This is a genomic window from Alphaproteobacteria bacterium, assembly GCA_020638555.1.
Lineage (GTDB): Bacteria > Pseudomonadota > Alphaproteobacteria > Bin95 > Bin95 > JACKII01.
Genome location: JACKII010000005.1, coordinates 189,130 through 200,797, shown reverse-complemented (window position 1 = coordinate 200,797; position 11,668 = coordinate 189,130). Strand labels below are relative to the sequence as shown.

Below are 11,668 nucleotides of genomic sequence, written 5' to 3'. Positions count from 1 at the left end.
GGGTCGCCTGCTCCGCCTGCCGGGCCAGGGTGGCGAGGCGCGATTCGGCCTCCTGCCGCGTCCGCTCCGCCGCCTTGCGTTCGGCCTCGGCGGCGGCGAGCGCCCGGCCGGCAGCCTCGGCCTCGGCCTCGGCGGCGGCGAGCGTGGCCTGGGCGGTGTCCACGGCGGCTTTCAGCGCCGCGCCCGCGCGCTGGCCGCGTCCTGCTCCGCCTCCAGGCCGGTGGCTTCCGCGGCGAGGGCGGCGAGCGCGGCCGCGGCTTCCGCCGCCAGGTCCGCCTCGCGCTTCAGGTCGCCTTCCAGCGAGGCGATGCGGCCGGCGAGCTGGGTCTGTTCGGCGGCGACGCGCTTGGCTTCCTCGCTCTTGCGGTCGCGCTCGACGGCGAGGCGCTGCCAGGCGTTGGCGGCCTCGGCCTCGGCCTTGCGCAGCGCCGGCAGCGCGGCGGCGGCATCGGCCTGGAGCTTGGCGGCGTGCGCGGCCTCGCGGGCGGCGGCATCCTCGGCCGCCTGGGCGGCGCGCACGGCCTGGCGGGCCTCCGCTTCCGCGGCGGCGACCGCCTGCCAGCGCAGCGCCAGCAAGGCCGTCTCCGCCTCGCGCAACTGTTCCTGCAACTTGCGGTAGCGCCGGGCCTGACGCGCCTGCTTTTCCAGCCCCTGGCGCTGGGTCGCAAGCGTGGCGAGCACGTCGTCCAGCCGCTCCAGATTGGCGTCGGCGGCGCGCAGCCGGCTTTCCGCTTCCTGGCGGCGGGAATAGAGGCCGGCGACGCCGGCGGCTTCCTCCAGCACGCCGCGCCGCTCGGTCGGCTTGGCGGCGACGAAGGCGCCGATCTGGCCCTGGGCGACGATGGCGGTGGAGCGGGCGCCGGTGGCGGCGTCGGCCAGCAATTGCTTCACGTCGCGGGCGCGGGCGCCGCGGCCGTTGATGCGATAGGCGCTGCTGCCGCCCCGCGGCAGGCGGCGCACCACCTCGATCTGGGCCTGGTCGCGATAGGGCGCCGGCGCCAGGCCGTCCGGATTGTCGAGCGCCAGCGCCACCTCGGCAAAATTGCGGGCCGGGCGCGCGGCGGTGCCCGCGAAGATCACGTCGTCCAGTTCGGTCGCGCGCATCTGCCGGGCCGCGCTTTCGCCCATGACCCAGCGCAGCGCCTCCACCAGATTGGACTTGCCGCAACCGTTCGGGCCGACCACGCCGGTCAGGCCCGGTTCGATTCGCAGTTCCGTCGGCTCGACGAAGGACTTGAAGCCGGCAAGGCGCAGGCGCGTGAGATGCACTGGGGCTCCTGGCGGCTTCGGCTGCGAGCCGCTGTTACGGGGTGGCGTCGGCGACCAGTTTCGCGATCTCCTCCACCGACATCTCGCCGGCATAGAGCTTGCCGCCGATGACGAAGCTGGGGGTGGAGTTCACGTTGTACTTCTTCTCGCCCTCCAGGCGCTGCGCGATGACCGCGTCCAAAAGGGTCTGGTCGTTCAGGCATTTCTGCACGACCTCCGAGGACATGCCCACCGCCCGGCCGATCTGGTCGAGCGCGCCCAGCGGGTCCTGGCTGGTGGCCCAGGTCTGCTGGGTCTCGAACAGCAGGCTTAGCATGGCCGGGCGTTGCAGCGGCTGGGCGCACCGCACCAGCGCGGCCGCGCGCAGCGCCAGCTGGTCCAGCGGAAAATCGCGGAAGACGAGGCGCGCCTTGCCGGTGTCGAGCAATTGCTTTTTCACCTCCGGCAGCACCTCGGTCTGGAACCGGGCGCAGTGCGGGCAGGTGAGCGAGGCGTATTCGACGATGGTCACCGGCGCGTTCGCATCGCCGATGACATGCTCGTCCGGGCCGATCTCCACGGCCAGGTCGCCGGTGTCGGCCGCCCGTGCCTGGGACCCGGCCGGAACGCCGCCGCCCAGGCTCAGGGAAACGGCGGCGGTCGCGACAAGAGCGAGCGCCGCTCGCCGACCGATCAACCAAAGCTTGGACATGGCGCCCATGCCTCCTTCTGTTCGTTTGCGTTGATAGTGCCGATTCGCCGGGGTGCCAACGCCCCGGTGCCGGCGGTTGCAAGCGCATAGGTAAGGGCGCGGCCGCTGCGGTTCCAGTCCGCAGTGTGCCGCGCGCCGGCCGGAAGGGACGGGCCGCCGGGCGGTCCGGTTCAGTTCAGGGTGCTGCGGACGATGCGGCGGAGATTCTGCCGCAAGTCCCGCTCCAGCCCAGTATGAACCAGTCCGTCCGCATCGTTGGCGGCGGCCGAGAGGGCGGTGCGCATCGCCAGGATATGGGCCAGGACCACGTCCGCCTCGCGCTCGCCGATGCGGCGCGCGGCACGGGCGATGGCGTGGATGGAAGCGGCGAAATCCGCCAGCAGGTCCAGGCCGAACGTGTGGGCCTGGCCTTTCATGGCATGGCTGAGCCGCAGCACCGCATCGTGCCGCGCGGCCTCGCCGTCTTCGCCCTCGCGGGCATAGCGGCGCAGCGCCAGCACCGCCGCCTCCATCTCGTCCAGTGCTTCCGGCGCCCAGTCGCAGACATAGACCCAGCGCAAGCGCTCGACCACCGCCCGCGCGCGCTCTACGGCGGTTGGGTCCGTGGGACCCAGTTCCCTTGGTGTTTGATCGTTCGACATCCCAACCGCCTTCGCGAGGATGACCCCGTCCGCCCGAAACCGGATTGAACCGCAAAGCGATGAAGGAGCGACGAAACCCGGTCCCGGCAATTCGCGCAAAAATGGCGGCGCCGCCGCCGCTGCGGGCTCAGCCGTAGGTGTCGCGGAAGCGGTAATAGGCGGCGACGGCCGTCAGGAACCAGGGATTGCCGGAATAGAACGGCATGGTTGGGAAGGTGCGGTTGTCCAGAGCGGTCTCGCCGGCCGGGTCGCCCATGGCCTGCAACGCCATTTTGTGGCCCAGATAGTTGCTCATGGCGACGCCGGAGCCGAGATAGCCGCCGGCGTAATGGATGCCGTCATGCTCGCCGATGTGCGGCAGCTTGTCGAAGGTGAAGCCCAGGCTGCCACCCCAGGCATGGGTGATCGGAACCTCTTTCAACTCCGGCCAGACTTGGCCCATGAAGTCGTAGAGCATGCGCGCGGACACGCTCCAGTGCGCTTCCCGCATGGCCGGCCGGCCGCCCATCAGGATGCGCGTGCCGTCGGGCGAGGCGCGGTAATAGTGCACCGTGCGCTTGGTATCGATGATCATGTTGTCCCGCGGCACCAGCCGGCGCACCAGCGCCGGGTCCATTTCCGCGGTGGCGATGATGTTGGAGGTGACGGGGATGAAGCGCCGCTCCAGCCAGGGAATGGCGCCGCCGGTATAGCCGTTGGTGCCCACCACCAGCTTGTGCGCCTTCACCGTGCCGCGCGGCGTCTGCAAGGCGAGCGTCGCGCCCTCGCGCTTCACGGAACGCACCGGCGTCTGCCCCAGTACCAGCCCGCCGGCGGCCTGCACCCGGTCCAGCAGGCCCTGGTGCAACAGGCCCGGATGCACGACGCCGTCGCGGGCGTTGAAGCGGCCGCCCAGATAATAGTCGCTGCCGATATGGGCGTGCTGGTCGGCCTTCGACACCATCTCCACCGGCAGGCCCAGCCGATCCTGCATCAACTCCACTTCCTTGCGCAGGCCCGCCTCGGCGCTGGCGCGGTGGATGCCGGTGAAGCGGCCGGAGCGCTTGTAGTGGCAGCGGATCTGCTCGGTCTCGATCAGGTGCTCCAGGTGCTCGATGCTGGCGATGCCCTCGCGGAACAGGCGCACCGCGCCCTCCCGCCCCAGCTTGGCCTCGGCCTCGGAATATTTGAGCTTGAAGGGCGCGGCGCCGACGCCGCCGCCATTGCGCGAGGACGCACCGTAGCCCGGCTCGTTCGCCTCGAACACGGTCACCTGCCGCCCGGCGCGGAGTGCGGTCAGCGCGGCGGAAAGCCCGGTGAAGCCCGAGCCGATCACGGCGATGTCGGCCTCCGGCGGCAGCGCCGGCGGCTCGCCGGTCGGGCGCGGGACTTCATCCCACCAGAACGGGGCATTCTTGACGGTTTTGGGATCGAACATGGCGGGGCGGCATCTCGAGCAGGCGGGCGGGGGCGGCGGCGGTCCGGGGCCGTATTGCCCCCGGAGTGGGCTTGGGCCAGACTGCCATGCCCGACGCCGGGACGCAAAAGCTCTGAGACGGAAGCGAGGACGGTCATGACGAAACGCCGGGTACTGGTGGCGGGCGCAACGGGCCTGGTCGGCAAGGCGGTGGTCGAACACCTGCTGGCCGAGGGCGAGGCGGACGTGATTGCCGTCTCGCGCCGCGACCCGCGTCTGCCCGGAGCCCTGCACCTGGCCGTCGACCTGACCGACCCGGCCGCCTGCCGCGCGCGGCTGGGCGGGCTGAGCGGCCTGACCGACATCGTCTTCGCCGCGCTCTATGAAAAGCCGGAACTGGTGGCCGGCTGGCGCGATCCGGAGCAGATGGCGGTGAACCGCGCCATGCTGCTGAACCTGCTGGACGCGATCGAGCCGAACGCGCCCGACCTGCGCCATGTGGCGCTGTTGCAGGGCACCAAGGCCTATGGCGTGCATGTGGAGCCGATCCGCGTGCCGGCCAAGGAGCGCTGGCCGCGGCACGACCATGAGAATTTCTACTGGTTGCAGGAAGACCTGATTCGCGAGCGCCAGGCGCTGGGCCGGGGCTGGAGCTTCTCGATCTGGCGGCCGCAGGCGCTTCTCGGCAATGCGCTCGGCAGCCCGATGAACCTGATCGGCGCGCTGGGCGCCTGGGCGGCGATCCGGCGCGAGCAGGGGCGTCCGCTGGCGTTTCCGGGCGGCGGCCCGCTGGTGACGGCGGCCACCGACACGCGGTTGCTGGCCGAGGCGATCGTCTGGGGCGGCACGGCGGAGACGGCGGCGAACCAGACCTTCAACATCATCAATGGCGACGTGCTGGTCTGGCCGCACATTTTCGGCGCCATCGCCGAGGTGTTCAACATGCCCATGGCCGAGCCGCAGGAGGAGTTCCTGCAACGGACCATGCCGGGCGAGGAGGCGGTCTGGGCCGAGATGGTGGAGAAATACGACCTGCGCCGCCACACGCTGGCGGAGTGGATCGGCTCCAGCTGGGAGTTCACCGACCGCTCGCTGGCGACGGGTATCGAACACCCGGCGCCGTCGGTGCTGAGCCCGGTGAAACTGTACCAGGCCGGCTTCCACGACGCGGTGGACACGGAAGACTGTCTGGTCTGGTGGCTCCAGCGCCTGCAGCGCGAGCGCTGGCTGCCGGCCTGAGGCGCGGGCAGCGCCCGTCCGCCTTCCCGGCTTCTCGCTTTCCCGGCCCCTTGCTTTCCCGGCCTTGAGCCGGGATCTCCGGCCGCCTGGTCCGGGGGCGAGAGATCCCGGATCGCGGCGTTGCCGCGTCCGGGAGAGCTGGATATTGAGCGGCGGTTCGGGCCGGCCTATTTCGTGGCCGTCACCATGATCTCCACCAGGATTTCCGGACGGGCGAGGTCGGCCTTGACGCAGGCGCGGGTCGGCGGGTTCTCCGGGTCGACCCAGGCGTTCCAGACCGCGTTCATGGCGGCGAAATTGCCCATGTCGGTGAGCCAGAGCTGGGCCGTCAGCAGCTTCGACTTGCTGGTGCCGGCGCGCTGCAGATAGCCTTCGATCTGGTCGAGGATATTCTGGGTCTGGCCCTTGACGTCCAGCTTGATGTCGCTCGCGACCAGGCCGCTCAGATAGACCATGTCGCCGTTGATGACGCAGCGGCTCATGCGCGGGCCGGGACCGGAGGTGATGTCGAGACGTTCGATGGCCATGAGGCAGGCTTCCTGTTCAAGTCGGAGGTTTTTTGGACGACCGAGCCTAAGGCCGTGCCGCACGATAGGGAAGGGGGTGGCGCCCGCGTCCGGCCCCGTCTCAGACCGGCGCGCTGTTGCGGCGGATCCACTCCGCCAGCAAAGCCTCGCTCAGGCTGCCGTCGGCGAGGGCGATGAAGGTGCGGTACGCATCGACTTTGTCTGCGGTCAATCGGTGGCCGTTCAGGCGCAAGAACGCACCGGCCGCGATGAAGGCGATCCGCTTGTTGCCATCGACAAAGGGGTGATTGCGCGCCAGCCCGACGCCATAGGCCGCCGCCAGGGCCGCAATATCCGGCGGAGGGTCGCCATACGCCGCAAGTTGGCGGGGACGCGCCAATGCTGACTCCAGAAGACCGTCGTCCCGAACCCCCTCCGGCCCGCCGTGGTCGGCCAGGCTGCGTGCATGGGCGATCAGAACCGTTTCCTTCAAAAGCCAGCGCGGTTCCGCGCGCTCACTCATTTGGCGAGGGCGCGCAACGTGTCGCGATATTCGTTCATGAAGTCAAAGGCGACGCCGGTTTGCTCGGCGACTTCCGGATCGTACGGCGTGATCAGATAGCCGCTGGGCGTTTCCACCAGATAGAGGTGGTCGCCCTTGGCCACGTTCAGCTTGGCCAGGAGTTCCTTGGGGAACACGGCGCCGGTCGAACTGCCGACGGTGGTGAGTTTCAGCTTGTGCATGGCTGCGGGTCCTCGGGTCAGGCCATTATAATAAGCATTATAAGTCCTGGCCGCAAGGCCCGCCCCGCTGGCCCCCGTCGCCGCGGGGTTATTCGGCGAAGAACGGGGTTTCGCCCTCGCCGTTCATGCGGATGTCGAGGCGATAGCTGGCCTCGCTCTCTTTCACGGCGATCAGCCGGCCGCGCCGCGCTTCCGGCACCAGCGACAGCACCGGGCAGGCGCTGTTGTCCTCGTCGGCGAAATAGACCCGGGTCACGATGCGGCGCATCAGGCCGGGGCCGAAAATGCCGAGGGCCGCGTGCGGCGCCTGCCAGCGATTGCCGCCCGGCTCGGCGTCGAACGGCACCGCGCCCGGCTTGACCGTGACGAAGGTGAACGAGCCGTCCGGCCGGGTGATGCAGCGCCCGAAGCCGCGGAAGGCGGCGTCGGCGCCGGTGGCATACTGGCCGGAGGCATCCGCCTGCCACCACTCCATCAGAAAGTCGCGGCGGGCCGCGCCCTCGCCGTCGTAGAGCTTGCCGGTGACGGTGATGGCGGGGCCGTGCTGGCCGCCCCGGGTCAGGTCGTGCTCGCCGGCACGCAGGAAGGCGTAGTTGTAGAACGGGCCCAGGGTCTGGGCGGCGGTGGGGCGGGTCATGGCGGAAAACTCTCCCTCGGTCTCAGTCGACCATCGGCGTTTCATTGCGGCCGCGCAGCACGATGTCGAAGCGGAAGCCGAGCGCCATTTCGTGAATGCCCAGGCTCTCGTCCGGCCGGGCGATCAGGCGGGTGCGGGCGGCGGCGTCGGGGATCGCCTGCAGGATGCCGTCAATGGCGTTCAGGGGCTCGCCCGGGAAGAACATCTGCGAGATCAGCCGGCTCGCGAACGCCTCGCCATAGAGCGAGAAATGGATGTGCGGCGGCCGCCACCAGTTGCCGGTGTTCGGCACCGGATAGGCGCCGGGCTTGATGGTGGTGAAGCGATAGCGCCCTTCGGCATCGGTCAGCATCCGCGCCGCGCCGGTGAAATTCGGGTCCTGCGGCGCGGGGCGCGCGTCGACCTCGTGCGGGTATTTGCCGGAGGCGTTGGCCTGCCAGACCTCGACCAGGGCGTTCGGCACCGGCCGGCCGTCCTCGTCCGTCACCTGTCCGGCGACCACCATCAGCGAGCCGAGCACGGTGTTGTTGTTGGAGATATCCGTGCCGAGGCCGCCCAGATCGCGCGCGTCGAACGCCGGGCCGCTGGTCTCGGTCAGGGTGCGCGGCAGTGGGATCAGCGGTTCGGCCGGCGCGGTGGTGGTGGTGCGGAAATAGCGCTGGGTGCGCAGGTCCGGCTGGGTCGGTCCGCCGAAGGGTTCGTAGATCCGGGTCATGCGGGGCGGCTCCTCTGGTGTCTTTGCCACCCAGTCTAGGACAGCGCCATGACGCCGGCTAGGTGCGGCGGAGGCCGGCCGGCAGGTTTTTCGGATCCAGATAGTGGCGCTCGTCGCCGCTCCAGCCGACGCCGGCGGGCACGGTGTAGTCCAACTCCGCCACCATGGCCGCAAAGCGCCAGCCGTCCGGGGTGCGCCGATAGCGGTCGTCATAGCGCCCGGCCACCAGATAGGAGACGCCGAAGCGGCCATAGGTCGCCTGCAGGTAGGAGGTGCCGGTGGCGGTGTCGCCGTCGACGGCGATGCGGTGGCTGTGGATGTACTGCTTGATGAAGAAGCGCTCGCGCTCGCCCATGCCGCAAAAGCCGGCGTCGATCTGGGCCCGGCCCCGGTATTCCGCCAGATAGCCGAGCTTCACATGGGCATCGTCGGTGAACAGGTCCGCAATCGCGCCGAAGCGGCCGTCATTGATGCAGGCGTGGTAGGAGTCGCGCAACGCCCGGATTTCCTCCTTGTCCTCCAAGAGGCGGAGCCGGGCTTCCAGGGCGGCGATGCGGCTGGCGGTTTCGGCGGCGTCGCTCATGGTGGGCGCCCTCAGTTCGGCCGCACGTCGCCGGCGACGGCACGGACGGCGGCCAGCGCCTTGTCGATGCCGGCGGCGTCCACGTCCAGATGGGTGACGGCGCGCATCAGGCCGCGCGGGCCATAGCCGGCGCCGATGCGCACGCCGTGCTGCAACAGCCGCCGGTTCATCTCCTGGTTCGTGATGCCGAGGCCGCCGCAGTCGAAAAACACCATGTTGGTGGCGATGTCCGGCGGGTCCAGCTCGATGCCCTCGATCTGGGCGAGGCCGCGGGCGAGCCGGCGGGCGTTCTCGTGGTCGTCGGCCAGGCGCTCGATGTGATGGCCGAGCGCATAGACGCCGGCGGCGGCGATGATGCCGGCCTGGCGCATGGAGCCGCCGAACTGGTGCTTCCAGTGCCAGGCCTCGTGGATCGCGTCCTTCGAGCCCACCAGCACCGCGCCGACCGGGCAGCCGAGCCCCTTCGACAGGTCGATCCAGGTGGTGTCGCAGAGTTGGGCATAGTCCCGCGCCGGCCGGCCGCTGGCCACCGCCGCGTTCAGCAGGCGGGCGCCGTCCATGTGCACGGCGAGGCCGTGCTCGCGCGCGGTCTCGCTGACGCTTTTCAAAGTCTCGTAGGGCCAGACGGCGCCGCCGCCGAAATTCGAGGTCTGCTCGACCGAGACGGCCTTGGCGACGACGCGGTTGTGCTTGTAGGGGCGGATGGCGCCCCGCACCTGGTCGGCGGTGAAGATGCCCCGCTCGCCCTTGACCGTGATCATCATCGCACCGGACAGCGCCGCCGGCCCGCCGGCCTCCGCGTGGATCGGGTGGGCCAGCTCGTCCAGGATGACGCCGTCGCCCTGGCGGCAATAGAGGCGATAGGCGATGGCGTTGCACATGGTGCCGGATGGCAGATAGACCGCGGCTTCGTGCCCGGTCAGTTCGCAGGCCATTGCCACCAGCCTGTTGACGGTCGGGTCCTCGCCCGCCTGCTCGTCGCCGACCTCGGCGCTGGCCATGGCCTGGCGCATGGCGGCGGTGGGGCGGGTGCCGGTGTCGCTGATCAGGTCGACTTCGAGAACGGGGGGCATGGCAGGACCTCGGGAACGACGGGGAGACCTCCACGGTTACGACGACAGAGAGGCCAGCGCAATTGCTTGTTGAGCTTTGGCGTTGTTAGGCTACCGGGCAGTACCCGTCAGCCGAAGGGCGACACATCAAGACAGAGAGGAAACCGACCATGCTTCGCAGCATTGCAATGGGCCTGGCCCTGACGATCGTATCCGGCGCGGCCGGCGCGGCCGGCGCGGCCAGTGCGACCGGTGCGACCGGTGCCGCCGATATCGTCGACGGACCGCGGGTCCACTGGAACTATTCCGGCTGGGGCAAGCCGCGGGCGTCCTCCGTCGCCTATATGGGCCTGGGCGAGTATCTGGAGAAACGCACCGGCGGCAAGTTCACCATGCAGATTCACTGGGGCACGCTGTCGCCGCCCCGGTCCGTGCTGGACGGGCTGAAGCTGGGGGCGTTCGAGGCCGGCAGCTATTGCGCCAGCTATTACCCGGCCAAGGTACCGGCGTCGGCCGGCATCGAACTGCCCTTCCTGCCGATCGTCTCGCCGGACCAGCAGGCCAAGGTGGCCGATGCCTATGCCGAAATCGACGCGGTGCAGAACGATTTCAAGAAGTGGAACGCCATCAACTACCACAATTCGATCCTGCCGCCCTACGAGGTGCTGGGCAAGGGCACGCCGCCGAAATCGCTGGACGACTGGGCCGGCCTGCGCATCCGCTCGCCGGGGCCGAGCGGCATCGCCCTCAGCAAGCTGGGCGTGACGCCGACCAGCGTGCCGGCGCCCGACGTCTATACCTCGATGGATCGCGGGCTGATCGATGCGGCCGGGTTCGCCATGTATTCGCATCTCTCCTACCGCACCTACGAACTGGGCGACTGGTACACGTTCGGCCTGAAATACGTGAACCTGAACTGCGGCCTGGCGATCTCCATTCCGGCCTATGAAGCGCTGCCGGCGCAGTACAAACAGTTGCTGGAAGACTACAAGGACTATGGCTACAAGAAGCAGATCGAAGCCTTCGACATCAGCGAGAATATCGAAGGGCCGGAGACGTTCGATTCCGCCGGCCTGACCCGCATCACCATCTCGCCGGAAGAGCACGACGCCTTCGCCGAGCGGGCGGGCAAGCCGGTCTGGACCGAATGGGTCCAGAAGATCACCGCAGACGGCTATGACGGCCAGATGCTGCTGGATTCGATCCTGGCGGCGGCCAAGACGTACCGGGACTTCAAGTTCCAGTGACTCCGGGGCCGCGATGCTGACCCCTCGGTCTCCTTCTCCCCTTCTGCCGCGGAAGCGGGAGTCCATGCCGGAGAGTGTTTCACAGAGTCCGGACTTTGTGGGCAGCGCTCAGGCATGGGGCCCGCGTCGGGCGCGGGACGGGAATGCGGTGGCGGCGGACTTGCCTTGATGGCGACGGGGCGGCTAGAACCGCTCTTGTGTCCCGCCAGACGAAGGAACGCACACGGCCATGATGGACCAGGAAAACCAGGGCGACCTGCCCGACAGGATGGGGCTGGCGACGACGCTGGCCGGCTATGGCCTGTGCCTGCTGGTGATCGTCCTGATGTTCACTCTCGCCCAGCCGTCCTATAGCTGATCGCGCTATAGCAGATCGCGTTCGGCGACCCGCGCCTCCACCCGCTCGCAGAGATAGTGGTAGAGGGCGAGGTGGCCTTCCTGGATACGCGGCGTGTGCCGGCTCGGCACCGCCAGCAGCGCGTGCGCCAGCGGGGCCAGCCTGCCGCCGCCCTCGCCGGTGAACGCCACCACCTTCATCCCTTCCCGCCGCGCAGCCTCGGCCGCCTGCACCACATTGGCGGAGTTGCCGCTGGTCGAGAGCGCCAGCAGCACGCCGCCGGCGCGGCCGTGCGCCTCCACCTGGCGGGCGAAGACGCTTGCATAGTCGTAGTCGTTGGCCCAGGCGGTCAGCACCGCCGGGTTGGCGGCGAGCGCGATCACGTTCAGGCCGCGGCGCTCCTTCAGGAAACGCCCCACCAGCTCGCCGGCGATGTGCTGGGCGTCGGCGGCCGAGCCGCCATTGCCGCAGACCAGCACCGGCAGCCGGGCGGCGAGCGCGGCGGCGGTCCAGTCCACCGCCTGGGCCATGGCCTTGTCGAGGTTGGCGGCGGCGGTCGCCTGCAGCACGGCGGCGCTGTCGGAGAGGTAGCGGGACAGGTCCATGGGGCT

14 protein-coding genes are annotated in these 11,668 nt (G+C 69.5%); 2 read left to right on the top strand and 12 right to left on the bottom strand.

Going from position 1 to position 11,668, the window contains the following annotated elements; translation table 11 throughout:
- Nucleotides 1-171 precede the first annotated feature (171 nt).
- The 4 genes from H6844_17240 to H6844_17225 form a co-directional block, all read right to left on the bottom strand.
- Nucleotides 172-1,269, bottom strand: coding sequence for an AAA family ATPase (locus H6844_17240; GenBank protein ID MCB9931150.1), 1,098 nt, complete (start codon nt 1,267-1,269; stop codon nt 172-174).
- A 34-nt stretch (nt 1,270-1,303) separates the two neighbouring features.
- Nucleotides 1,304-1,960 (bottom strand): DsbA family protein, encoded by a 657-nt coding sequence (locus tag H6844_17235; GenBank protein ID MCB9931149.1) that lies wholly within the window; start codon nt 1,958-1,960, stop codon nt 1,304-1,306.
- A gap of 170 nt (nt 1,961-2,130) precedes the next feature.
- Nucleotides 2,131-2,601: an Hpt domain-containing protein gene (locus tag H6844_17230; GenBank protein ID MCB9931148.1), complete on the bottom strand. Its 471-nt coding sequence runs from the start codon at nt 2,599-2,601 to the stop codon at nt 2,131-2,133.
- Between the two features lie 127 nt (nt 2,602-2,728).
- The gene (locus tag H6844_17225; GenBank protein ID MCB9931147.1) at nt 2,729-4,018 is read right to left on the bottom strand and encodes an FAD-binding oxidoreductase; all 1,290 of its coding nucleotides are present in this window, start codon (nt 4,016-4,018) and stop codon (nt 2,729-2,731) included.
- Between the two features lie 135 nt (nt 4,019-4,153).
- Between H6844_17225 and H6844_17220 the strand changes: the two genes are divergently transcribed.
- Nucleotides 4,154-5,236, top strand: a complete 1,083-nt coding sequence (locus H6844_17220; protein MCB9931146.1) for an SDR family oxidoreductase — start codon at nt 4,154-4,156, stop codon at nt 5,234-5,236.
- Between the two features lie 167 nt (nt 5,237-5,403).
- Here the strand turns inward: H6844_17220 and H6844_17215 are convergent, their stop codons facing one another.
- From H6844_17215 to H6844_17185, 7 genes are all read right to left on the bottom strand, one after another.
- Nucleotides 5,404-5,763 (bottom strand): RidA family protein, encoded by a 360-nt coding sequence (locus H6844_17215; protein ID MCB9931145.1) that lies wholly within the window; start codon nt 5,761-5,763, stop codon nt 5,404-5,406.
- 100 nt (nt 5,764-5,863) lie between these two features.
- Nucleotides 5,864-6,265, bottom strand: a complete 402-nt coding sequence (locus H6844_17210; protein MCB9931144.1) for a type II toxin-antitoxin system death-on-curing family toxin — start codon at nt 6,263-6,265, stop codon at nt 5,864-5,866.
- Complete coding sequence (locus H6844_17205; protein ID MCB9931143.1) at nt 6,262-6,486, bottom strand: AbrB/MazE/SpoVT family DNA-binding domain-containing protein; 225 nt, start codon at nt 6,484-6,486, stop codon at nt 6,262-6,264. The genes H6844_17210 and H6844_17205 overlap by 4 nt, the downstream gene beginning before the upstream one ends.
- A gap of 88 nt (nt 6,487-6,574) precedes the next feature.
- Nucleotides 6,575-7,123, bottom strand: a complete 549-nt coding sequence (pcaG, locus tag H6844_17200) for a protocatechuate 3,4-dioxygenase subunit alpha (GenBank protein ID MCB9931142.1) — start codon at nt 7,121-7,123, stop codon at nt 6,575-6,577.
- Nucleotides 7,124-7,145: 22 nt separating this feature from the next.
- Nucleotides 7,146-7,838, bottom strand: coding sequence for a carboxypeptidase regulatory-like domain-containing protein (locus H6844_17195; protein ID MCB9931141.1), 693 nt, complete (start codon nt 7,836-7,838; stop codon nt 7,146-7,148).
- A 58-nt stretch (nt 7,839-7,896) separates the two neighbouring features.
- Complete coding sequence (locus H6844_17190; protein MCB9931140.1) at nt 7,897-8,421, bottom strand: nuclear transport factor 2 family protein; 525 nt, start codon at nt 8,419-8,421, stop codon at nt 7,897-7,899.
- Between the two features lie 11 nt (nt 8,422-8,432).
- Nucleotides 8,433-9,494: a threonine aldolase family protein gene (locus H6844_17185; protein ID MCB9931139.1), complete on the bottom strand. Its 1,062-nt coding sequence runs from the start codon at nt 9,492-9,494 to the stop codon at nt 8,433-8,435.
- 149 nt (nt 9,495-9,643) lie between these two features.
- On the opposite strand from H6844_17185, the gene H6844_17180 reads away from it, so the two are divergent.
- On the top strand, nt 9,644-10,720 hold the full coding sequence (locus H6844_17180; protein ID MCB9931138.1) for a C4-dicarboxylate ABC transporter substrate-binding protein: 1,077 nt from the start codon (nt 9,644-9,646) through the stop codon (nt 10,718-10,720).
- 363 nt (nt 10,721-11,083) lie between these two features.
- On the opposite strand, the gene H6844_17175 is transcribed toward H6844_17180, so the two are convergent.
- Nucleotides 11,084-11,662, bottom strand: coding sequence for an SIS domain-containing protein (locus tag H6844_17175; protein MCB9931137.1), 579 nt, complete (start codon nt 11,660-11,662; stop codon nt 11,084-11,086).
- Nucleotides 11,663-11,668: the final 6 nt, after the last annotated feature.